The sequence below is a fragment of the Bradyrhizobium sp. WYCCWR 12699 genome, assembly GCF_032144035.1.
Lineage (GTDB): Bacteria > Pseudomonadota > Alphaproteobacteria > Rhizobiales > Xanthobacteraceae > Bradyrhizobium.
The window spans coordinates 631,390-655,946 of the sequence record NZ_JAVTJN010000036.1 but is presented as its reverse complement, the minus strand read 5'-3'; the positions used below and the strand labels follow the sequence as shown (position 1 = coordinate 655,946).

The 24,557-nt window shown below is 59.7% G+C and carries 15 protein-coding genes; 11 read left to right on the top strand and 4 right to left on the bottom strand.

Annotated features, from left to right (window positions below):
* Positions 1 to 42 precede the first annotated feature (42 nt).
* From RPS27_RS27950 to RPS27_RS27940, 3 genes are all read right to left on the bottom strand, one after another.
* On the bottom strand, positions 43 to 1,509 hold the full coding sequence (locus tag RPS27_RS27950) for an exopolysaccharide biosynthesis polyprenyl glycosylphosphotransferase (protein WP_212068536.1): 1,467 nt from the start codon (positions 1,507 to 1,509) through the stop codon (positions 43 to 45).
* 140 nt (positions 1,510 to 1,649) lie between these two features.
* The gene (locus RPS27_RS27945) at positions 1,650 to 3,737 is read right to left on the bottom strand and encodes a hypothetical protein (RefSeq protein ID WP_212068537.1); all 2,088 of its coding nucleotides are present in this window, start codon (positions 3,735 to 3,737) and stop codon (positions 1,650 to 1,652) included.
* A gap of 69 nt (positions 3,738 to 3,806) precedes the next feature.
* Positions 3,807 to 6,140: an AAA family ATPase gene (locus RPS27_RS27940; RefSeq protein WP_212068538.1), complete on the bottom strand. Its 2,334-nt coding sequence runs from the start codon at positions 6,138 to 6,140 to the stop codon at positions 3,807 to 3,809.
* Between the two features lie 296 nt (positions 6,141 to 6,436).
* Here RPS27_RS27940 and rfbC point away from each other — a divergent pair, with 296 nt between their 5' ends.
* The 10 genes from rfbC to RPS27_RS27890 all read left to right on the top strand — a co-directional run bounded on the left by rfbC (position 6,437) and on the right by RPS27_RS27890 (position 22,673).
* Positions 6,437 to 6,994, top strand: a complete 558-nt coding sequence (gene rfbC, locus RPS27_RS27935; protein WP_212068539.1) for a dTDP-4-dehydrorhamnose 3,5-epimerase — start codon at positions 6,437 to 6,439, stop codon at positions 6,992 to 6,994.
* Between the two features lie 10 nt (positions 6,995 to 7,004).
* Positions 7,005 to 8,063: a dTDP-glucose 4,6-dehydratase gene (rfbB, locus tag RPS27_RS27930; RefSeq protein ID WP_212068540.1), complete on the top strand. Its 1,059-nt coding sequence runs from the start codon at positions 7,005 to 7,007 to the stop codon at positions 8,061 to 8,063.
* Between the two features lie 8 nt (positions 8,064 to 8,071).
* The gene (gene rfbD, locus RPS27_RS27925) at positions 8,072 to 9,061 is read left to right on the top strand and encodes a dTDP-4-dehydrorhamnose reductase (RefSeq protein ID WP_212068541.1); all 990 of its coding nucleotides are present in this window, start codon (positions 8,072 to 8,074) and stop codon (positions 9,059 to 9,061) included.
* A complete protein-coding gene (gene rfbA / locus RPS27_RS27920) occupies positions 8,970 to 9,872 on the top strand; it encodes a glucose-1-phosphate thymidylyltransferase RfbA (RefSeq protein WP_212068542.1) in 903 nt (300 codons plus the stop codon). The genes rfbD and rfbA overlap by 92 nt, the downstream gene beginning before the upstream one ends.
* 339 nt (positions 9,873 to 10,211) lie before the next feature.
* Positions 10,212 to 16,562 (top strand): DUF4082 domain-containing protein, encoded by a 6,351-nt coding sequence (locus RPS27_RS27915; RefSeq protein WP_313754729.1) that lies wholly within the window; start codon positions 10,212 to 10,214, stop codon positions 16,560 to 16,562.
* Positions 16,563 to 16,588: 26 nt separating this feature from the next.
* Positions 16,589 to 17,503, top strand: coding sequence for a class I SAM-dependent methyltransferase (locus tag RPS27_RS27910; protein ID WP_211419283.1), 915 nt, complete (start codon positions 16,589 to 16,591; stop codon positions 17,501 to 17,503).
* A 12-nt stretch (positions 17,504 to 17,515) separates the two neighbouring features.
* Complete coding sequence (locus RPS27_RS27905; RefSeq protein WP_212068544.1) at positions 17,516 to 17,851, top strand: hypothetical protein; 336 nt, start codon at positions 17,516 to 17,518, stop codon at positions 17,849 to 17,851.
* On the top strand, positions 17,829 to 20,033 hold the full coding sequence (locus RPS27_RS27900; protein WP_211419285.1) for a peptidase domain-containing ABC transporter: 2,205 nt from the start codon (positions 17,829 to 17,831) through the stop codon (positions 20,031 to 20,033). Before RPS27_RS27905 ends, RPS27_RS27900 begins: the two co-directional genes overlap by 23 nt.
* Entirely contained in the window at positions 20,030 to 21,457 is a 1,428-nt protein-coding gene (locus RPS27_RS27895; RefSeq protein WP_212068545.1) for an HlyD family type I secretion periplasmic adaptor subunit, read from the top strand. The genes RPS27_RS27900 and RPS27_RS27895 overlap by 4 nt, the downstream gene beginning before the upstream one ends.
* Before the next feature lie 49 nt (positions 21,458 to 21,506).
* Positions 21,507 to 22,673 (top strand): hypothetical protein, encoded by a 1,167-nt coding sequence (locus tag RPS27_RS27890; RefSeq protein ID WP_313754728.1) that lies wholly within the window; start codon positions 21,507 to 21,509, stop codon positions 22,671 to 22,673.
* A 26-nt stretch (positions 22,674 to 22,699) separates the two neighbouring features.
* Here RPS27_RS27890 and RPS27_RS27885 read toward each other — a convergent pair whose 3' ends face one another.
* The gene (locus RPS27_RS27885) at positions 22,700 to 23,587 is read right to left on the bottom strand and encodes a glycosyltransferase family 2 protein (protein ID WP_212068546.1); all 888 of its coding nucleotides are present in this window, start codon (positions 23,585 to 23,587) and stop codon (positions 22,700 to 22,702) included.
* A gap of 176 nt (positions 23,588 to 23,763) precedes the next feature.
* On the opposite strand from RPS27_RS27885, the gene RPS27_RS27880 reads away from it, so the two are divergent.
* The gene (locus RPS27_RS27880; protein ID WP_211419288.1) at positions 23,764 to 24,555 is read left to right on the top strand and encodes a WecB/TagA/CpsF family glycosyltransferase; all 792 of its coding nucleotides are present in this window, start codon (positions 23,764 to 23,766) and stop codon (positions 24,553 to 24,555) included.
* The last annotated feature ends 2 nt before the right edge of the window (positions 24,556 to 24,557 follow it).

The following is a 24,557-nucleotide window of genomic DNA, read 5'->3' as shown; positions in this document are numbered from 1 at the left end:
GCACCAGGGGACTGGCGCAGGCGCCTTTGGTCGGGGTTGGAGCTAATAGGCGTTGCGCCCCCGTAATACTTCCACAGGAGTTCGCAACAGGATTGCAAGATCCAGCCGAAGACTCCAATTGTCGATGTACCAGAGATCGTATTGGACGCGTGCTTCGATCATCGACGCCGTGGGCGTTGCCCCGCGGCAGCCGTGAACCTGGGCCCATCCGGTCAGCCCAGGCCTGACCCTGCGGCGAAAGGCGTAGTTTCGCACGAGCTTGTCAAACTGTCCGTCGTGGGCCAAGGCGTGGGGACGCGGGCCCACCAGCGACATGCTGCCCTCGAGAACATTTAGCAGTTGCGGCAGTTCATCGAAGCTCGACCGGCGCAGCAACTTGCCCACGCGGGTGACCCGTCGATCGAGAGGGACGGCCTGAGTGATCACGTTGCCGTCCTCGAGAACATGCATGGTCCGAAACTTCCGGATCAGGAATGTCCGACCGTTGAAACCGCAGCGTTGCTGTCGGAAGAACACCGGGCCCGGAGAGTCCAGCTTGATTGCGATTGCAGCCAGTACCAGCAGTGGTGCAGCCATCGCCAGCGCGAGCCCTGCGCCGACAACATCAATCATTCGCTTGGATGCGCACTCGAGGGAGGTGAGGGGACCGCGCTGCAACTCGACGCAAACGGCACTTCCAAGATTCCGTGTCGGATGTCGAAGCAATTCGGATGTTGTGCCGACGGGCACGAACATGATCGGGAAGGGCAAAACCCGGAGATCGGCCACAAGTGCTCGCAGTTCGGGCCATCGCTCTGGAGAGGCCTCGACCACCACCTGATCGAGCGGGACGTTGTGAATATAGTCGATTACGCGAGAGGCGAGCCGTTTACGACCGGCGGGCCCGAAGCCGATCGGCGGCAGGCTGAACCGTGCTCTGACGCAATATCCGTGCATAGACAAGGTCTCCGGCAGGCCGGCGTTTTTGGAAAGCGGTTGGTCGCTGATTAGAACGATATTGGTGCTGGCGAACTTTCTTTCGCTCAGACCCCTTATCAGCACTGCCCTGACCCCCCATCGCTCTGCAACAAGCAAGGCCAAGCCGAGGATGGCGAACAGCGGGCCTGGTTTCTGAGAGGCACCTGGGGAAATTGCAAAGCCATATGCGGCCCAGATCAAGAGCAACAATGACGCCCAAGTGACACAGACGGCCCGAACCTGGTTCTTGAGCACAAGGAGCTCAATCGGCCGATAGAGGCCTTGAGCCTTCAGGAGGGAAGCCACGCAAGCCGCGCTAATCAGCGCCAAGCCAAATGCGTTGCCGTGGTCTGCCCCGGTCTGTACGCTCTGGAACCGGTACAAGACCGTGGACATGACGCTCGCGAGCAAAATCGTCGCGATATCGGCACAGAGCGCAACGTGTTCGATCCGGTCATACCGCAGGGGCCATTTATGCCGGGATATTGGCGGTTCGAGACTGACACGAGCCGTATCGATTTGATCGGGAAGGTGTCGGTTCACGAAGTTCATGACGAGGTACTCTGACTAGCATTTAATATATTATTAATTTATTGAATATTTCAAGTGGAAATATAGAACTTAAATATTGGCCGCACTTGGTGAGGTTCGAGCAGGGCGGCGTTATCGGATCGAGCAAAATACCTCGGGAGTTACCGACCGGTGCCGCGGCCCGGTGCACTGTTCGGCGGAGAGACAACCGTTCCGGGCGCAGGAGCCCGGATTTCCTTCCCTTGAAGAGCGGCTGAATCCCGCTCCGCAATCAGATTGTTCACCATGCTCTTTCCTTCCGCGGACGCCGACTGATAGGCGGCAACAAGAGCGGGGCGGAGATTGGGCTGTTTGGTCAGGGCAATCTTGATGTCACGCTGCACGAGTTCACGCAGTTCCGGCTCGTTTGCCGTCGAGACCTCGCCGAGAGCGACAGTCAGCCGTAGCGGAAGTAACGCCAAATCGCTTGGCGCTGTGTAGTACGACAGTTTCAGTAGAGCTGCGACATCGTATTCCGCCGATCTCTGCTCCCTCGAGAGCGCCGCTAGCTTGAGCCAAAGATCACCTCGTAGCGGTGAGTACTGCAGTGCCCGTGCCAATGCAGTCGGCGCAGCCGGATCGGCTCCGATCTCCGGCTTTGACGCTGCGGCTTCGTTGGCGATGGGCAACTGTTCAAGAACAGGTGTCCTCGGATGCAAATCGCCGTCCCCGCGCAGTGAGCCCGAACGCGGTGCCCCTACGGACGCCTGGCGTGCCGCCTGGTTGACGGAAGGCGCTTCAAGCGGCAATCCGCCCGGATACCGCGGGTGAGCGTATAGCCAGACCGTTTGCGCGCACAGGGCGACAGCGACAGAGCCCAATCCAATACGCATGGATACATTGCCATATTGGCGGGCTGGCTTAGATGCCGGATCCGAACTATCCGGCTCCCTTACGGAGCGCGTTGATTGCGGCGACAAGGGCGCAGTAGCCGTATCACGCTGGCTTTGGGCAACCGCCAACCCTAACGTGGCGGCAGCCAACAGCGATGTGCCGAACTCGAGAATGCCGTCCTCGACCAAGGCCAGCATGGCTAGCGCAGCCGCAGCACCAGAACCAATAGCGGCGTAGGCGTAGTCCCGCCTTCGCTGCAGGGAACATCTGAGCAAAGCCGAGGCGGCAAGTACCGCAACTATCAACAGCCCATACAGGAAAGGGCGGCCCATTTCGATGGCGATGACGGCGGCAGCGGTCGGCCGCTCTCGCGATGAAGGCCCCCCGATATCGCGATGGATCGGCAGCAGCGCCACGTACGTTCCTGCACCGGACCCAACCTGGCCGGCATCTTGCAGCATCCGTTCAGTCGCCGCCGGGTGCTGCGCAGATAGGGCGATCGCGAGATCGGTATTCGGCCTCACCGGCAGCAGGGTGAAGGCCGCCAAAAAGAGAATTGCGACCGTGGCAAACACGCTCGCCATTCCCCAAACCCCATAGAACCAGTTCTGGATCGCGAACGCGGCGAAAACGATTCCCGCTCCAAGCAGTGCAGCTATGGCGGTTCCCGTCCCGTCTGCCCTGGCAAGGATCGCCGACAGGCAGAGAAACGTTGCCAGCATTGCGAACGATAAGGGCGCCGCCAGCCGAAATGAGATTTGCTTGGCCTGGCGGCGTTCCTCGAACGCGCGGGCCGCCATCGCTGCCGACATCACCAAGCCCAGCACCGAGGGTGCTGCGTCGGTCACGACGGTTACGGGAGTGCCGACGGGCGAGAGACCGTCAGCTCCTATCATCTGTCGCATTAGCAAGTACGCACTGACGATCGCTGAGACCGAGACCAGCATGGTGAGGAGTTGCCACGCGCGCTGTCTATCCAGCGCGACGATGGCCGCAATGAGCGCGAGGGCGACAGCAGCAATGTATTTCGAGAATGCTTGCACGGTTGCGCCGATGTCCACCGTGAGCCGTTCAGAAGGGGGGGCATTCAATGCAGCCGATGCAGCGGCCCATATCGGATTGCCGGCCCCGTGGATCGGAATTGGAACGAGTTGAACAGTCATGTAGACCGCCGGTACAACGAGGATGACGAGCAGAAACAGTCGTAACCGTCGTACCAGGCGCGCGATTGCGAAGGATGAGGTGAAAACTGCGGCTGCCAGCACCGCGATCGCGAGAAGAGCAGGACAAAGAACTTGCGCTTGCGGAAATTCGGGTGTTGCAAAAGCCGCGGCGACGGACACCAAGAGTGCCACAATCAGAAACTTGTCCAGCATACAACGTCACCCCTCGGGCTTGAGTCAACGCTTGGACCGGCAGGCTCATGATGCATGGCGAAAGGCCGCTCAGGAGCTCGAAAGACCATATCGAACGTAGTGACTGTCATCGTAATAATCGCTTCGGTGGGCGTCGTATCGGGCCATCGCCTTGATGTCAGTCTTGTTCAGTACTGCGCCGATCAGCGAGTCCGAGATCGTCGGGGCGGTGTGCAGTGCATGCTGCACGACGTCGATCTTCGTGCGTCCCCACTCGACGACGAGAACGTAGCAATCGATCAGAGGAGCAGTGACCCGTACGTCGACAAGCGGGCTCAGCGGCGGAAGATCGACAATGATATAGTCATAGCTTTGTCGCAGACGATCAAACAGCCTGCAGATCGAGCCGTCGCATAAAAGTTCGCTTGAGTGAAGTACGGACCCACGCTGAACGGCCGGAAGAACGGCAAGAGTCGTGTTCGGATCCCGCCATACTGCCTCTTCGAGTGAACGAGTCCCTTTCAAGACTTCAATAATGCCATCCACGGCCTTTGGGACGAGCCGAGCCGAGAGCGATGGATTCCGAAGATCGCAGTCGACGATGATCACTTTCTTTCCGCTGTGCCCGATAAGTTGTGCCACGGAAGCGGCAATCGTGGTCTTGCCCTCATTTGGAAGGGCCGAAGTCACGCCAATCACCTGGTTGGGAGTCTTCGCCGGGCTATGGTCGATCGCGATCTTGATTGATCGGATCGCCTCAGTGTACCGAGAGAGAGGCATGCTCACGACGGCGCGACAAATGTCCGGAGCGCTCGGAAGTATGCGTTGGTTCGGGGCTTCCTGTGCCTGCTGCGGCCGAGCCGCCGACCTTTGCTGCTTGGGCAAGCTCTGGATCGGCACGAGGGATAGGCAAGGCAGGTCCAGCGCTGCTTCTAGCTGTGAAGACGTGCGGAAAACGCGATCCATGACGTCTCGCACGAAACCGAGGAGCAGTCCCAGCGCGAGCCCTCCCAGAAGACCGAAACTCAGCACGACCTTCGCTTTCGGTTTGCTCTTGGTTTGAGCGGCAGAAGCGGGGAAGATGACGCGGGTTTCTGAGATCGGGAAGGTCTCCTGCTGCGCCGAGCCCATATATTGCTGAAGGAATGTGTCGTAGAGGGTTCGCAGACTCTTCGCCCGACTTTCCAAATCTCTTATCGTCAGCTCCGCCGAGTTCGTGAGGCGCGACTGCGCAATGGCCACGGAAAGACGCTTTTCGATCTCCTGCTGCCGCTGCTTTGCAAGTTCTGCTTCGCTGCGGCTGATCTCGGAAAGTCGTTTAACCTCGTCCAGAATGGAAACGCGAAATTCGCGCAGCCTGTTTCGAACGTTGACCACCGCGAGATGATCTCGGCCGACGCGGGCGGACAATTCGGCCTCACGCCTGGCGAGTTCGAGATACTGCTGGCGTAGCGATGTAATGATCGGACTGTTCATCGCGTCGGAGCCGATGGCGTCCAGATTGCCGATCGAGGATGGTTTTGCCGGGTCGACGCCGAGAAGAACTTCGTAGCGCGACAGCTTGGCCGCGGCTTCTGAACTCTGCGCGCGAGCGGTAGCCAGCCGGGTGTTGAGTTCTGTGATCTGCTGCTCGTCGATCGGCTTTCCCCCGGGCGATACGATGTTATTTTGAGATTTGTAAGCCTCGACTCCACGTTCGGCGGTCAGCGCCTCCTCTCCGAGGCTCCGCAGCCGTTCCTGCAGCCAACTCGTTGCAGTTCGCGTGGCTTCAAATTTCGCCTCGAGCTGATCATTGATGTAGGCTCTCGCAATAGCGTTCGCGATCTCTGCCGCCAGCGCTGGATCGCTCGCGGTGAATGCGATTTCAATGACGTGACTATAGCCAACTCGACCTGCAGACAGGCGATCCAGAAAACTTGCAATCGTTGCTTCCGAGGGCTGCTCCCGCGGAGCAGGTGGCGCACCTTCTGACGGATCTGGCCGCCATCGTTGAAGCCACCCCATCAACCAGGACTGCAGCGACCGTCCCTCCCTAAAGTCTTGGTGATCGGCCAATTTCAACTGCTTGATCACGGTTGCAGCAGTCGCCTGCGATTTGATGATCTGCAGTTGCGTCTCGATCTGGGTAACGTCGAGGAGCGGTTCGGAAAGAAGCGATTGTTTCTGAAGGAACTGCGCCCTTGGATTTTCGAACAGGACCTGAACCTGCGCGGTATAGGCCGGCGAGACCAGTCTCAGGTAAACGAGGCTGGCGGCACCTGCGAGGACAGTGACGAAAATGATGACGAGGTATTGCCGCCGTATAAATACCAGCGCGAATTTAATGAGCTCGCCGATGCCTGCTGTGTTCTGTCGGTTCAGCTGCATTTGAATGGGGGGAGGGAGGCGTGACCCATCGTTCTGGAGCGTATTGGTCTGCAGCATCGGACATTTCTCTCGGCTGTCGGCAATCGCGCGGGAGCAATCCCGCGGCGGATATTGGGCCACTGTCACATTTAAAATAATATATAGGATAAAATTTGTATTGCCAATTAAATATAGCTACGGCATTAATTGGGAGAATAATTAATTGGGATGAGGAAGGGTGCGACGGCCGATTGAACTGATGTCTGCCGCGAACGGAGCGAAGCGGAACTGGTTGGCGAAGGCGCTCGGTTCAGGACATTAGGGGATCAGGCCGATCGTCCGAGCGATAGCGCTGCGTATCGGAGCGTGCGGTCATGCTGGAAGTGCGAAGTTTGGCGATTCCGGACGTAAAGGTCGTCCGATTAAAGCGTTTTTCCGATACGCGGGGCTATTTCTGCGAAACGTTCCGTCGCTCTGCGTTTGTCGAAAATGGGATTTCCCAAGACTTTATCCAGGACAATCAGTCATGCTCCGAGCGGATCGGCACGGTTCGCGGATTACACTTCCAGCGGCCTCCCTTCGCGCAGGCCAAGCTCGTTCGCGTGTTGAGAGGAGCGATCCTTGATGTGGTGCTCGATCTGCGGCGTCGGTCGCCGACGTTCGGCAAGCACGTCTCGGTCAAGCTGGATAGCGAGAGTGACGAGCAGTTGCTCGTTCCGAAAGGGTTCGCTCACGGCTTCTGTACGCTCGAGCCTCAAACCACCGTCCTTTATAAAGTCGATGAAGTCTACTCGCCGGAGCACGATGGCGGCGTCTACTGGGCCGATCCCGAATTGGCAATTGAGTGGCCGGTGAAGGCCACAGAGGCCCAGCTTTCGCCGAAGGATCGAGCGCTTCCCACCTTCGGTCAGCTTACTCCCGTGTTTGAGTAGAGGACGTCTCATGCGTGTTCTGGTGACGGGTGGGGCGGGATTTATCGGGTCTGCGGTCTGCCGGCAATTGGCCTTGGAAGCTGAGGCCTCGGTCGTCAATGTCGACAAGTTGACCTACGCAGCCAATTTGGCCTCATTGGCCTCCATCGACGGTACCAGCCGCTATCGATTTGAGCAGCACGACATCTGCGATCAGGAGTCGGTCACTCGCTTATTCCACAAATGGGAGCCGAGCGCTGTTATCCACTTGGCGGCCGAAAGTCATGTCGATCGGTCGATTACCGGCTCGGCAACGTTCATCAGTACCAACATTGTCGGCACTTACACTCTACTGGAGGCAGCCAGGCGATATTACGACGGGCTGTCGAGTCAGCGGAAGAGACAGTTCAGGTTCATACACGTGTCGACGGACGAGGTGTACGGTTCATTGGGGCCGGCCGACTGCTTCCGGGAAGATACCCCTTATCGGCCGAGTTCTCCCTATTCAGCGAGCAAAGCGGCCTCGGACCACCTCGCGCTCGCCTGGTACAAGACCTATGGCTTGCCGGTGATCGTGTCGAACTGTTCGAACAACTACGGACCATTCCAATTCCCGGAAAAGCTCATTCCGCTGACGATTCTCAACGCGATTGAATACAAGTCGCTGCCTGTCTACGGCGACGGAAGCAACGTGCGGGATTGGCTTCATGTCGAGGACCACGCAGCAGGCCTGATCAGGCTGCTAAGCGATGGCAGGGCCGGAGAGAAGTATAATTTCGGCGGCGACAGCGAACGCTCCAACCTGGAAGTCGTCACCCAGATTTGTGAAACGGTTGATCGATTGCGTCCCGGGCCAGCAGCGAGGCGATCGTTGATTTCGTTCGTGCCGGATCGTCCGGGACACGACGCACGTTACGCGATCGATGCGTCCAAAGCTCGCAGTGAGCTGGGCTGGCGGCCGACCCGAAGCTTCGAACAAGGTCTCGCCGAGACGGTGAAATGGTATCTGGCCAGCGGCGCCTGGTGGGCGCGGGCTCGCAGCATGGTTTACGACGGCTCGCGTCTTGGCCTTCCAGCCACCCAACACTGAGGCTGCCAATGATCGAACGACCGATTCTGATTGCTGGTCGAAATGGCCAATTGGGCAGCTGCCTTCGTGATGCCGCTGCTCTTCGCGGCCTGTCTGCGGTAGCCCTCGGGCGCGAGGAGCTCGACCTTGAGGTCCGGGACGGGATCGACAGGACGGTCGCCTCGATCGCCCCCTGCATGATCATTAATGCCGCGGCCTATACGGCTGTGGACCTGGCGGAGTCCGAGGTCGGAAAGGCCTTCAGCATCAATCGCGACGGCGCGGCTGCGCTGGCGGATGTTGCATGGCAGAGGAACCTTCCATTTGTGCACTTGTCCACCGATTACGTCTTCGACGGCGCCAAGCGCGAGGCTTATGACGAGGCCGACGTGCCGGCGCCGCTGAACACATACGGTGCATCAAAGCTGGCCGGCGAGGCGGCCGTATTTGCGGCGCATCCCCTGGCGACCGTCGTCAGGTCGTCGTGGATCTACAGCTCGATAGGCACCAACTTCGTTCGGACAATGTTGCGGTTGGCCGAAACGCGCCCGATCGTAAGGGTCGTTTGCGACCAATCCGGAAGCCCGACGTCGGCCGCGGATCTGGCCGCAGCGCTGCTGAAAATCGCACAGCGGTCGCTCACCGATGACCGCCGCACAGCGGCGGGCATCTTCCATGTGGCCGGCCAGGGAACAACGAGTTGGCATGGCTTTGCCGAGGCAATCTTCGATGGTTTATCCCGTCGGGGAGGGCGACCGCCGACGCTGGAAGCGATCACGACAGCGCAGTATCCGAGCGCTGCGCGCAGGCCTGTAAACTCGCGCCTGGAGTCATCCAAAGCAGAACGCGTGTTTGGAATTCGATTACCCTGCTGGCGCCATTCTCTCGAAACCTGTCTCGACCAACTTGTCGAAGGAGCAGACACCGATGCTGAAGGGAATCGTCCTGGCTGGCGGCAGCGGAACACGACTCTACCCGATCACACGTGTGGTCAGCAAGCAGCTGCTGCCCATCTATGACAAGCCGATGATCTACTATCCGCTGTCGACACTGATGCTGGCAGGCATCCGCGAGATCCTGATCATCACGACCCCGGCGGACCGATCCCAGTTCGAGCGATTGCTCGGGAACGGAAGCCAGTGGGGAATCCGGCTCAGCTATGCCGAACAACCGCGCCCGGGCGGGCTTGCTGAAGCGTTCATTGTAGGCGCTGATTTCATCGGAACTGATCGCGTCGCGATGGTACTCGGGGACAACATCTTTTTCGGCGGCGGTTTGCGCGAACTGCTCGTGAAAGCCGCGGCCCGCGAGGAAGGCGCAACCGTGTTCGCGTATCACGTGCGCGATCCTGAACGGTACGGCGTTGTTACGTTTGACGACGCCGGCCGCCCACTACGAATCGACGAGAAGCCGAGAAAGCCGACATCGAACTGGGCCGTCACCGGTCTGTATTTTTTCGACAACCGGGTTGTGCGGTATGCCCGCAGAGTCGAACCGTCTCCCCGGGGAGAACTCGAGATCACCGATCTGCAAATGCGCTATCTCGCGGCCGGCGCTCTCCACGTCGAGCGCATGGGAAGGGGATTCGCATGGTTGGATACGGGCACTGTCGAGTCGCTTATCGATGCAGGGACGTTCGTCCAGACGCTGGAAAAGCGGCAAGGCATGAAGGTGGCTTGCGTTGAGGAGGTCGCCTTTCGCCAGGGATTCATCAGTCAAGATCAGCTTCGAGGACTGATTCAGCCACTGGAGAAGAGCGGATACGGCAGGTATCTGAACGAACTCCTGCGCTTGCCCGGGATGCCTACCGACGTCGCAGCCGACGCTTGATTTAAATTTGTGATTTTTATTTTAAATAATTGACTGGCGCTGCATATTTAATTTAGATGCATTCCTTGAGAGATTGGTAGGCTGGCCATGCTATATCAAAAGGCGAGCTTTTTTTATCGAGCAAGGCCTCTCCTCTGGGGAGAGAGTGATTTCAGCGAGAGTGATTTGCTCTCGCCGGGAGTGCCGCCCTGGAATGCGTCCGGGAGCGGCGGTCTAGCTGCCCGGCAGGTGTCCGATCTGCGGGCAGCGATTGGGCCTTCACGTTCCAGGACCGATGCGACGCATTGGATCAGTTCGAGCGGCGGCTATTGGAACGTCGCTGCGAACTGGAGCCGCGGCATGCCGGACGCCGTGTCCGGCGCCTTCATCGACGCCCCGGGATCTTATGTCGTCACAACCAGGGTCAATGTTGACGTCGGCAGCCTGACCGTTGATGCGGGCGCGGCTATTGCGCTCGGACGAGAGTCTTCCTTTGTAGTTGAAGGTGACACTGTCAACAATGGCAGCATAAAGCTCGAACGGTCCAGCGGGGAAAGAAGTGTTGCAGCGGACTTCAAAGGCGAGGTTCGGGGAGCGGGACACTTCACGATTGCCGACAGATCAGTTCTCGAGATCAGAGGGGCGGTCTCCGGGCAACTCGTCAACGGTTCATTCTCTGGAATAACCGTCTCCTTCGAGACGGACGTCGGCACCCTGGTTCTCGATCGCTCTGCCCAATTCCATGGCCTGATCGGAAGTTCGTCGCCGGATCGGCCGCTTTCAGCCGGTAATCTGATAGACCTCAGGGATCTCGCCTTCACGTCGACGATGTCAGCATCCGTCCATTACGACCGGAGCTCAAACATCAGCACGGTCGATTTCAGCAATGGAGCTGGCAACGTCACCCTGCTGTTCTCCGGCCAGGACTCGAACTGGACCTTTGCAAGTGATGGGCAGGGCGGCACAGCCGTTGCAGATCCAGTTACGAACCCGATCGTTCTGGAAAATCAGAAGCAAGGCACATCGCCGAACATCTGGCAGATCGATGTTGGCGAAAATTCGACCAAAATCCAAGGGTTCACGACGGCGATAAGCACTAATGTCGGCGGGTCCGTCCAATTCAAGATCAACAACCAGACGGGCACGCCGAACTATCACATCGATGTCTACCGGCTTGGTTACTACGGAGGCAACGGCGCCAGGCTGATCACGACGGTGCAGCATCAAGCTGCAACCTCCGTCGTGCAACCGGCGCCGTTGAAAGACAGCTCGACCGGCCTGGTCGATGCCGGCAATTGGAGCGTGACCGACTCCTGGAACGTTCCGGCCGACGCGGTCTCTGGCGTGTACATCGCCAACGTCATCGACGGAACGCAGGTGTTCCAAATTCCATTCGTGGTCCGCAATGATGCGTCACAAAGCGCGATCGTGTTTCAGACCGCCGATCAGACCTGGCAGGCCTATAACCCTTGGGGCGGAGCCAATCTCTACACCGGCAACGGACCTGGCGTGAACGGCTCCGCCTACGCCGTGAGCTACAATCGTCCCATTACCACGCGCGACGGCGGACTCTCGAGCTCTTCCAACGACATGGTATTTTCGGCCGAATATCCGGCAATCTATTGGCTCGAGCAGAACGGATACGACGTTTCTTACATTTCGGGCATCGATGCGGCCACAAACGGATCGCTGCTGCTCAATCATCAAATCTATATGGATGTGGGTCACGATGAGTACTGGACCGACAGCCAGTTCGCCAACGTCCAAGCGGCCGGCCATGCCGGCGTCAATCTGACTTTTCTGAGCGGCAACGAAGTGTATTGGCAGACCAGGCTGTCAGCCAGCATTGATGCCAGTCACACGGCCAATCGGACTTTGATCTCGTACAAGGACACCCATGCCAACCAATTGATCGACCCGACAGGGACTGCGACAGGAACGTTTATGGACGCCCGCTTTGCGTCGACCGGAGGCATGTCGGGCATCCCCTCTAACGCACTGACCGGAACGGTCTTCCAGGTCGACGGAGATTCCTACGGCACGATCAGGATCCCGTATGGAATGACGCAGTTGAGGCTTTGGCGCAACGCGCCGATTGCTGGGACCGCGCAAGGCCAGACTGCGTCGCTGACGCCGAACCTGCTCGGCTATGAATGGGACGCATCACCGGATAATGGATTTCGCCCGGCCGGTCTGGTGAGTGTCTCCTCGACCACGCTGCAAACCACGAAGTACTTGCTCGATTACGGCAACACCACGGGCAACGGTACAGCCACCCACGGTCTCGTAGAGTTTCGGGATCCCGTGAGTGGTGCCCTTGTTTTCGGCGCGGGCACCGTGTTCTGGTCCTGGGGTCTTGCATCGGACCATGACCAGTACAACATAGCCCCACAAACGCCGACTGATCGGAATGTCCAACAGGCCATGGTCAACCTGTTCGCTGACATGGGCGTTCAGCCTGCGACGCTGCAGGCCAGCCTGGTGATTGCCACCCAATCGACCGACCACACGAATCCGACCTCCACGATTACCAATCTCTCCGCCACAAGCGTTGTGGAGGGCCAGTCTATCACCGTGACTGGAGCGGCAAGCGACGCCGGCGGGGTCATCGGTGGTGTTGAAGTATCATCCGACGGCGGCAGCACCTGGCATCCGGCCAACAGCACCGTGGGAGCGTCCAATGTCACCTGGACTTATACGTTTGCCGCAGGCGCGCCGGGACAGTTGAAGATCCGGAGCAGGGCCGTCGACGACAGTTTGAACCTAGAAGTCCCAGGCACGGGCGTTGCTTACACGGTAACGCCTTCTTCGAATTTGACGATCTTCAGTGCCACGGACACGCCGGCGGTCGTCAACACTCCGGACAACGCCGCCGTGGAGTTGGGGCTCAAGTTCGTTTCAGCAGCCTCCGGCGATATCACAGGCATCCGCTTCTATAAGAGCACTCAAAACACGGGAACGCATCTCGGCGATCTCTGGACGTCGACCGGGACGCTGCTCGCCAGCGCAACATTCACCAACGAAACCGCAAGCGGCTGGCAACAAGTCAACTTCACGACGCCGGTCCATATACAGGCCGGGGTGACCTACATCGCCTCCTATCATACCAACACCGGCCACTATTCCACGACCGATTTCTATTTCGACAATCCAGGTCACACCAGCGGCTCGTTGACGGCGACAGGTGGCGGCCTGAACGGCGTCTACGCTTATGGCCCGGGACCGCTCTTCCCCTCCAATATCTCGATGACGGATGCTGACAATTACTGGGTCGATGTTGTCTTCAAGGATTCCAGCCAGCTGCCGCAGGCCAACAACGATAGCGGCTTCAAGGTCACGCAGAACGGTGTGCTGAATATCGCGGCATCGGAACTGCTCGCCAATGATACGGATCCGTCCGGTCTGTCCTTTTCGATCAGTGGCGTAAGTAATCCGGTTAACGGCTCCGTAAGTTACAATGTCCAAACCCAGACGGTGACATTCAATCCAGCCGTTAATTACGCGGGAGCGGCGCAATTCGCGTATACGATCACGGACGCCTCGGGCGCCAGCGGAACGGGCCAGGTCTTCCTCAATGTCAACTATCCGCTATCCGCCCAGAGCCTGTTCGGCACCAATGACACGCCAAGCGTTGCCAACTCCGGCGACACAAGCTCGGTCGAGGTGGGCCTCAAGTTCAGCGCATCGGCCAACGGGACTATAACGGGGCTGCGCTTCTACAAGGGCTCGCTCAACACAGGTACCCACGTCGCGCATCTCTGGAGTTCGACTGGAACGCTGCTCGGCACCGCGACCTTCGCGAGTGAGACCGCTAGCGGTTGGCAGCAGGTTAATTTCTCGAGCCCGATATCCATTACCGCGGGCACGACGTATGTCGCTTCCTATCACACCAACGGCAATTATTCAGACACTCAGAACTATTTCACCACCTCGATCTCCAATGGCCAGCTGAGCGCTGCCGCCACGGGAAATGGCGTGTATGCGTACGGAGCCGGAGCCGTATTTCCATCGAACGTCTTCAAGGCAACGAATTATTATGTCGACGTAATTTTCAACGGATCGGCGAGTACCAACACGCCGCCGACAGCGGTTGCCGACGCGGGCGACGCGACCGAGAAAGGCGGTGTCAACAACAGCACCGGGGGGTCGTCCGCCGCGGGAAACGTGCTGACCAACGACACTGATCCAGATGCCGGCGACACCAAGACCGTGACTGCGGTCAGCTTCGGTTCGACCTCCGGCACGCTCGGCGCCGCTCTGAACGGCGCTCATGGAAGTCTCGTGCTCAACGCGTCAGGCGCCTTCACCTACACGGTCAATGAGACGGATGCGGCCGTGCAGGCCCTGCGGCTTGCGTCCAACACGCTGACGGACGTCTTTAATTATACAATGCGTGATGCCGCCGGCGCGACATCCTCGACAACGCTCACGATCACCATTCATGGCGCAGATGATGCGCCGGTGCTTGCGATCCAGACCGGCAGCCAGACCGCAACGGTGGGTTCGGCGTTCTCGCTGACGCTGCCGGCAGGCACCTTCACCGACGTCGATTCCGGCGATTCGCTCACCTACGCTGCGACGACAGCCAGCGGCTCCGCACTTCCTGCCTGGCTCACTTTTGCCCCATCAACCCGGACTTTCAGCGGTACTCCGTCGTCGGCCGATGTTGGTACGCTAAGCGTGAAGACGACCGCGACCGATCTCGGTAGCCTTGCTGCAAGCGAAACGTTCAATATCACCGTAACGACGACCCCGAACACGCCGCCGACAGCGACTGCCGACGCGGGCGACGCGACCGAGAAAGGTGGTGTCAACAACAGCACCGGGGGGGCGTCCGCCGCAGGAAACGTGCTGACCAACGACACCGATCCAGATGCCGGCGACACCAAGACCGTGACTGCGGTCAGCTTCGGTTCGACCTCCGGCACGCTCGGCGCCGCTCTGAACGGCGCTCATGGAAGTCTCGTGCTCAACGCGTCAGGCGCCTTCACCTATACAGTCAATGAGACGGATGCGGCCGTGCAGGCCCTGCGGCTTGCGTCCAACACGCTGACGGACGTCTTCAATTATACAATGCGTGATGCCGCCGGCGCGACATCCTCGACAACGCTCACGATCACCATTCATGGAGCAAATGATGCGCCGGTACTTGCGATCCAGACCGGCAGCCAGACCGCAACGGTGGGCTCGGCGTTCTCGCTGACGCTGCCGGCAGGCACCTTCACCGACGTCGATGCCGGCGACACACTCACCTACACGGCAACTGCCGCCGACGGCTCGGCGCTTCCTGCCTGGTTGGCTTTCGACGGCTCGACACGGACTTTCAGTGGCACGCCGACCTCCGCCGACATCGGCACGCTCAGCCTGAAGACCGTCGCGACGGATCCCGGTGGTCTCACGGTCAGCGAAACGTTCAATATAGCGGTGGGCGCGACCTCCATCAGCCTGTTCTCCGCTTCCGACACGCCTTCGGTGCTGTCGACGTCCGACACATCTCAGGTCAATCTTGGTGTCCGATTTACGTCCTCGGCTGCCGGCACGATTACCGGCATCAAGTACTATAAGAGTCCGAACGACACAGGCACTCACACCGGATCACTGTGGAGCAGTACGGGAACGCTGCTCGCCAGCGCGACCTTCTCCAACGAGAGCAGCAGCGGCTGGCAGACCCTAACATTCAGTAGCCCGGTATCGATCGCGGCCGGAGCCACCTACGTCGCGAGCTTCCACAGCAACAGCCACTACGCCGATACGCCGAACTATTTCACCACCGCGCGAACGAGTGGCCCGCTCACGGCCTTCGCGAGCACCAATGGTGTCTACACCTACGGAACGGGAAATTTGTTTCCGACCAGCACGTTCGGGGCGACCAATTATTGGGTCGATGTCTTGTTCAGCAATGCCGCTGGTGGCACGAACCAGCCTCCGATCGCCAATAACGACAGTGGCTTCAACGCCACCCAAAACGTGCCGCTCAGTATTTCCGGTTCGGCCCTTCTCGCAAACGATACCGATCCGAATGGGGACGCGCTGACAATCACGGGCGTCAGCGGGGCTGTCAGCGGCACCGTCAGTTTCAGTGCCCAGAACAACACGGTGACGTTCACTCCCGCCGACGGGTATACCGGGCCGGCATCATTCAACTACGCCGTTTCCGACGGGAGGGGCGGTTCAGCAAGCGCTAGTGCGAGCGTGACCGTTCATGCGCCGTCGGCAACCACCGTAAGCCTGTTCAGCTCCAATCCAACGCCCAGCGTCGTGACGGTTAATGATCCGAATTCGGTCGAGCTTGGCATGAAGTTCCAGGCGTCCGTGTCGGGCGACATTGTCGGCCTGCGCTTCTACAAGGGGCCATCCAACACGGGTCAGCATGTCGCCGATCTCTGGACCACCACAGGGGCCCTGCTGGCCACTGCCACGTTCACCAACGAGACGGCGAGCGGCTGGCAACAGGTGAACTTCGCGACACCGGTTACGATCACGGCAGGGACGACCTATGTCGCCTCCTACCACACTGCGGGCAACTATTCGGATGATCCAAACCTGTTTGCCAATGCGGTGACGAACGGACCACTAACGGCTCCGTCATCGTCGTCGAGCGGAGGCAACGGAGTCTACGCGTATGGATCCGGCAGCCTATTTCCGACCAACAGCTTCGGCGCGACCAGCTATGCGGTCGACGTACTCTTCAGGCCGCAGCTCGCTGCATAGAGCTGCATAGACAAGAAAGGGAGATCATGTCGAGCCTATCGCGAACGATCGCGTCGCCCGTTACGCTCGCGCGACGCGTCACACCGCAACCCGTACGGAATGTGCTGCGTGCCGCGTACGACCGGCTCTCTTATGCCGTGGCCGGGCTGCCGCCGCGGCGCCTGCGTGGCTGGATCTCGCCGACATGGTTTGATTTTCACGATACCGGACGTGACCAATTGGAGTTTTTCGTTGAGATGGCCGGCCTGCGGCCGTCGCATCGCGTTCTCGACATTGCGTGTGGCGTTGGCCGCTTGGCTATCCCGCTCACCCGCTATCTGAACGGGAGGGGAAGCTACGATGGCTTCGATATCAAGGAAGAGTTGGTTGATTGGTGTCGTAGCAAGATCAGCACTCGGCGGCCCAACTTCCAGTTCCAGCTCGCGAGGGTCGCAACGCGATGGAGCCCGAACGAGCAGGTATCGGTGGACCGATATTGTTTTCCTTACCAAGATGAGCGATTTGATTTCGCTTACGCCGGGTCAATCTTCACGCACATCTTGCCCGGCGGAGCCTGCAATTACCTGGAGCAGACCGCGCGGGTTCTAAGGCCTGGCGGCCGGCTGGTGGCGACCTGGCTGGTCTACAACAAGCGCACGCTCGAACTGACCCAGACGACCGGCAGCGTGGAGCATAGCTGGAAGTTCGATCACGGAGAGTATCGCGTGAAAGACGATGATCAGCCGGAAGCGTCAATCGCCTACGAAGAGGGAGCCATTCGCCGCATGTACGCCGAGGCGGGCCTCCAGATCCTGGAGCCGTTTCGTCCGGACGCCTCCTACAACGCCGCCCGTATTCCATCAAATCGCTCCGAAGGCATTCATCTGCATCATTGCCTTTGCGTCATAGCAATGCGCCCCAATGACACGCGCAGAGCAAGCCATTCATCTCAACCGACGTAAAGGAGAGGACCGATGCATACAGAGCTCTACACAGACGGGATTGACGAGGTCACAATTGGCGGGTCGATCGTGCGGGTGGACCTGGTCAGTCTCTCGCCCACGGAGCGTGATGCCAACAATGCGCCCAAGAAGGTCTTTCGGCAAAGGCTGATCTTTTCCGCGGATTCGTTCGCGAACTCTGTGGAGGTGATGCAGAACGCGCTCCAGGGGCTGGTCGACGCCGGCGTCGTCCAGCGCTCTCGCCCGAGGACGCCGGTCGCCGCACCGCAGGCGAGCGCGCGGGTCGAGCCTGCTTCGTCAGTTTCGGACAATCCACGAACTTCCAATGTTTCAGCCAACTTCCGTTGAAGTCGAGAGGCTCGAACCAGAACCGCCGTCGTCGGAGGACGGGCCGGGTCGGGTTGCGCAAACCGCCCTCGAATGCCTATCAAGGATCGCTTCCCATCACGGAATCGATCTGCCGCCCGATCGGTTGCGGCACGCCTATGCGGTCGACGAAAGCGGCATCTCGACCGATCTCCTGCTGCGCATGGCTCATGACGCGGGCCTTCGCGCCTGCACGGCGCAGCTCGATTGGAAGGCCATATGCCAGCTCGGCGAAGCCTATCCGGCTCTTGTTCAGCTCTCGAACCTGAATTGGGTTGTTGTGGTCGGAGCCGAGCCGGAATGCGAGGCGGTAACGGTGTTCGATCCGTTGGCCGAGCGGAACGGGGAGCACCTGCTCGTCGATACGGATCGCTTTTGCGCAAATTGGTCCGGAAATGTCGTTCTGTTCAAGCGCGAGATCGCTTCGCCGCGGGGCCAGAGGCCCTTTGGGCTGCGCTGGTTCATACCCGAAATGCTGCGGGAGTGGCGGCTCTTTTTCGACGTCGCAATTGCTGCGGTGTTCCTCTATGCGCTGGGGCTGGCGCTTCCGATCTTCTTTCAGCTCGTCATCGACAAGGTTCTTGTCCACGAGAGCCTCACGACACTCTACGTTCTCTCGGCCGGCGCGATCCTTGCGCTCTGCTTCGACGCCATCTTCAGCTTCTTGCGACGCTATCTGCTGCTCTATGCCACGAACAAGATCGACATCCGGGTCGCGACCAGGACGTTTCGGCATCTCTTGGGACTCCCGATAAGCTTCTTCGAGCGCATCTCGGCCGGCGTCTTGGTGAAGCACATGCAGCAAGCCGGGCGAATCCGCGAGTTTCTGACCGGCCGACTGTTTCTGACCGCCTTGGACGCGTTGTCGCTGGTGGTCATCCTGCCGATCCTCGCGCTCTACAGCATCAAACTGACATGCGTTGTTCTAGCCTTCACGGCCGCTAGTGCCAGTGTGATTGCCATCTTGATGGCGCCGTTCCGGCGACGGCTCTACCAACTGTATCAGGCCGAGGCCAGTCGGCAGGCCTTGATGGTCGAGACCGTGCACGGAATGCGCACGGTGAAGTCGCTGGCCATGGAGCCAAGCCAGAACAGGTCGTGGGACGATCGCTGTGCGCAATCGGTCTCGATGCGATTCGGCGTCGAAAAGATCTCGGCAGGCGCTCAGGCGCTGACCGGCTTCCTTGAGAAGATGATGACGCTCGGCATCGTGGCCCTCGGCGCGCTCGACGTCTTCAGCGGCGAGATGACGATCGGCGCACTCGTCGCCTTCAACATGCTGGCGGGACGCGTTTCGGGACCGCTGGTGCAGATGGTGACCATGGTGCACGAATATCAAGAGATTGCGCTGGCCGTAAAGATGCTCGGCGAGGTGATGAATAGTGAGCTGGAACGAGACGGCCGTCGCGACGGCTTGCGGCCCGACTTCGCCGGGCACATCGGGTTTGAAAACGTCACGTTTCGATACGGCGAGGGAACGCCGGCGCTGGACGACGTTTCGTTCTCGATTCCCCCCGGCTCAATCTTCGGAATTGTCGGCCGGAGCGGTTCGGGCAAGACGACGCTGACGCGGCTCATCGCGGGAATGTATCCGGTGCAGCAAGGAATGGTGCGCATTGACGGTCACGATTCGCGGGAAGTCGACCTCGCCCATCTGCGGCGGAATCTCGGGCTCGTGCTCCAGGACAATTTCCTGTTCCGGGGCACCGTGCGAGAGAATATCGCCTGCGTGAGGCGCGACGCCACGTTCGAGGAGATCGTCCACGCGGCCCAGCTAGCCGGCGCCGACGAGTTCATCGAGCGGCTGCCGAGGGGGTTCGATACCGTGCTCGAGGAAGAGGCATCAAACCTGTCCGGCGGGCAGAAGCAGCGGCTTGCTATCGCGCGGGCTTTGATCGTCAACCCGCGTATCCTCATTCTCGATGAAGCCACGAGCGCGCTGGATTCCGAGAGCGAGATGATCATTCGGCGCAATCTGCGGCGTATCGCGGAGGGGCGAACCGTCATCATCGTATCCCACCGGCTTTCGATGCTGTCGGACGCAAGCCAGATTCTGGTGATCGACCGTGGACGGATCGTCGATGTGGATCATCATGACGCGCTGCTGTCGAAATGCACCTTCTACCGGCATCTCTGGAACCAGCAGACGAGACAGGTGGCATGACCGCGGCTGAAAAGACCAGGTCTGAAACAGCCTTGCGCAGATCCGGGCCTCCGTCCGATCGACGGGCGAGACGCCGGTTCTTGAGCTCTACGCCGACTTGGTCTCGCGTTGTCGGGCAATTTCAGTCGGACGCAGCCGAGATCGAGCAATTGACGCCACCGCGTCTGGGACGGGTCACGCTCTATTGTGTCGTCGCCCTGATCGCTGCGGCGATCACATTCGCCTGCGTATCTCGCGTTGACATGATTGTGACTGCGCAGGGTAAGTTGATCACGACGAATCCCAACCTGGTTGTACAGCCGCTGGAAACGTCGGTCATTCGGGAGATTCCGGTCAAGGCTGGCGATTTCGTCAATCGCGGCGACGTGCTTGCGGTCCTCGACCCAACGTTCTCTCAGGCCGATCTTGCCCAACTGCGCGGGCGCCTAGCGGGTCTCGACGCCACCATCGATCGGCTGCGGGCCGAGTTGGACGGCACTGAGTATCGAGTGGAGGCGACGGCGAACGACGACCAGGCTCTGCAGAGAAGGGTATTTCTCCAGAGGAGGGCGACTTACGACCTTCAGATCCAGAACTATGACGCGCAGATTGCGTCGGCACAGGCCAATCTAAAAACGGCTCAGAACGAGGAAGGAGTCCTGGCCGAGCGGCTGGACACGATGCAGTCCATCGAAGCCATGCGAAACGCGTTGATGGCCAAGGAGGTCGGTTCAAGACTGAACTTCCTCCTGTCACGCGATGCGCGGTTGGACGTCGAAAGCAGCCTGGCGCGGGTTCGTGGCAGCATCGTCGACAACACGCATCGTCTGGACAAGGCCCGTGCAGACCAGAAGGTGTTCGCCGCCGAGTTTCGTCGAGCTGCATATCAGGAACTTGTCGAGGCGTTGCCAAAGCGCGATGGCACCGCCGAAGAGCTCAAAAAGGCGGAGCTCCGTCGGCAACTGATCGTGCTGCATGCACCGGCGGATGCGGTGGTACTCGACATCGCCAGTCGGACGGTGGGTTCTGTGGTCCGCGAGGCCGAGACGTTGTTTGTGCTGGTCCCGCGAGACGAGACGCTTCGCGCGGAGGTCAACGTCGAGGGCAGGGATATCGGGCAGGTCACGGTCGGGCAGACCGTGCGGGTCAAGTTCGAGGCATTTCCATTCCAGAAATACGGCACTGCGGCTGGCGAGGTCGGCGTCATTAGCCGGGACTCATTTTCGCCAGACGCGAAGGCCGAAGGTGCGCGCCGTTCGTCAGCTCCCTATTACCGCGTACTGATCGATCTGCGAGACACGCACCTTCGGCTGCCGTCCGAAAGGGTTCGGTTGATGCCCGGTATGGCGGTCACCGCCGAGATGAAGGTCGGACAACGCAGGGTGATTTCATATTTCCTCTATCCCCTGCTTCGCGGCTTGGATGAAAGCATCCGGGAGTACTGAACCGGATTTACCATGGTACACATCGATGATGATCAGCCCGAATTCTAGTGTGAAGCTCGTGGTGCCCGTTGCAGCGAAGGAACTGTCGCCAAACTCGCCACTGGTGAACTATGCGCTCAGGGGGCTGGAACGCTGTTGGTTGCCGAGAGAGCGCCGTTGGTCGCATATTTATCACCTCGACGGGCGGGCGTCGCCGAACGAATCGATGGCCCATAGCGACGTGTTCTACACCCTCAATGTCTTGCTCGGGATGTCACGAGTCGCGGAACTTCCGGCTGACATCGATCTCTCAGAGATCTTTCAACGGAATGCCATGAGTCTGACCGCCCTTCCTGTCCGCAAGTATGCGTTCGGTATGGCGTTGTGGGCCGCCGCCGAGCTTCACCTTCCCATCCCGGAGCAGGTCAGGTTCGAGCTGAAAGCCATTCTTTCGGATGAGTCGCAATGGTCAGCGTTTCGAGCCCAGGACCTCGGCATGCTGCTCACGGGAGTCATCGCGCAGGCCAGGGCAGGCGAGAGGGAGTGGCTGGGCTTCGCCGGCCAGCTCTATCGTTTCCTGAAGGAGCGTTTCCGTAGCCAGTCCGGATTGTTTTTCGATGCGCCGTCCGGCTTCCGTCGCCGCTTTGCATCATTTGCGACGCAGACCTATCTTTCGATCGCCTGCTATCAGTACGGAGAATTCACCGGGGACGTATCCGCACTCGTCATGGCCGACGCCTGCGTGGGCAATTTGATCGCGCTTCAGGGACCTCAGGGTGAGTGGCCGTGGTTCTTCGATGCGGTGAGTGGCCGCGTTCTCGACTTTTACGAGGTCTATTCGGTCCATCAGTATGGAATGGCTCCGGCGCTGCTGGAGTGGGCCGAGCGCTTCGGACGGCGGGGAGCGCGGGATGCCTTGGTGAAAGGATTCAACTGGGTGCTTGGCCACAACCAGTTGTGCAGATCCATGCTCGTGCCGGAACTCAGCCTGACAATCCGCTCGCAGGTTCGCGAGCATGAACTGAAGACCAGGGCTCCGCGGATATTGCGCGCGCTCAGAAACACTTGGCTCGAAAAGGGGAAGGCGTTGGTCGACAGTGCCGACGTGACAATTCGACTCGAATGCCGCAGCTACGAACTCGGCTGGATCTTGTGGTCATTCGGTCAGCGTGCCGATTTGCGGGGTCTTAGCCACAACGCTGCTTTCGAACAGCCATCGCACCTGCCCGGTGACTAGTCGTAGCGCAACGGAAGCCGAATCAGTCAGCGATTCCAGACGACCGCGCCCTCTTTCCGAAGCAAGGCCAGCATCTTGGCCGTGCGATGGCTTCGAACCGCGCAGAGAACGGCGATCGCCTTGAGGCGGGCGCGTATCCCATGAAGGCGCCGGCTCGTCATAACGGTGAACGCGCCGGCCGCGGGGGATACGAGGACAAGTAGGGCCGTGGCAAACCAGCGTAGCTGCCAGCCGCGCGCGCCCTGTGCCATGTTGCGGTAGTGCGTGATTTGCCGGTCCCACTTTGCATACAGCTCCCGAAGCGAGCGCCGCGCGGGATGGAATACGACCATTGCAGGGACGTAGCGAAATTCGCAACCGGCACGGAGGGCCATTTGTCCCCATTGCATGTCTTCCGCGAACTGAATGCCGGGGAAAGGTCCGACCCTTGCGAAGTCGCCGCGACGGACCGCGAGATTTGCCGTGACCGAGTAGCCGTGCTTGGTGACGTACAATCGATTGCGAAAGCCGAAAACGCTTTCGTAGGCTTCGATCGCGGTGAAAGATCCTTCGACGGCGGACCAGATGCGGACCTCTCCGCCAAGGATCGTCGCCGGCCTGACTTGCTGGAAGGCGTCGTGTATCGCGGTCAGCCAGCCCGGATGAGCCCAGCAGTCCGCATCCATGAAGGCGAGAATATCGCCTCGCGCGTAGGCCGCGCCCGCGTTTCGCGCCGGACCGGGACCGGGATGCGGTTCGTACATCAACCTCGCATCGGGATGGCCGGCAACGACGTCCACCGGGGGCATTGCCGAGCCGTTGTCCACCACGATGACTTCGAACAGGTCCCGGGACAGGGTCTGTGCATCGAGGCTCTGCAAGCAGGCTTCCAGAGCCTCCGGCTGGTTGAGGTGGGGAATAATTACCGAAATCATTTCATCTCACCTATTTAATCTCCGTCGGCGCGTTGCGTATCCGCCAGCGCGGTGGCGCTTAAACCGTCGATTGGACGCACACATTTAATCCTTGCATTTAAATATTTGCTATTTATTATCGTTATTATATTCTTAAATTGAACTTAAACCAAGTTGCATTTTGGAGGTCGATTCAAATGCGTGCATCGTTCCTGACGTGCCCCATCGACCTGCTGACAATGGCGGAGACCCTAGAGTTGGCGTGCAGCGCCATGCGCAGCCGCCGCCGAGTGCAGCATGTTGCGCTGAACGTCGCCAAATTCGTCAAGATGCGAACCGATCCCGTGCTCGCGGCCGATGTCGCCAACAGTGACATTGTCGGCATAGACGGCATGGGGATTCTCTGGGGCGCCCGGGCAGTGGGGCTTCCGGCGAGGTCGCGAGTCGCTGGCGTCGATCTCCTGGTCGAATTGCTCGCAGTATGTGCGCGGGAAGGCTTCAAGCCTTATTTCCTGGGGGCCACCCAGGCCGTACTGCATCTGGCAATGCAGCGCGCGCGCGAGAAGCATCCCTCACTCGTCTTCGCGGGCTGGCATGACGGCTACTTCAAACCCGAGCAGGAGAGCGATGTCGTTCGGGACATTCGGTCCAGCGGGGCCGATTGTCTCTTCATCGGCATGCCGACACCGCGGAAGGAGCGCTTCCTGGCGGCTCACCGTGATGGTCTCGGCGTACCCTTCATCATGGGTGTGGGCGGCGCGTTCGATGTTCTTGCAGGTACCGTTCGACGCGCTCCTGCACCGATTCAGAGGCTGGGCCTCGAATGGCTGTACCGAGTCTATCAAGAACCCGGGCGGATGTGGTGGCGATATGCCACGACGAACACGCTGTTTGCGGGCATCCTGGCGCAGGCACTCGTCAAGCAGGCGGTTCAGCATACGCTTGGGCCGAGCTCCGCCCCTCGGGGCCCGAGCCGGATCGGAGGGTGAGC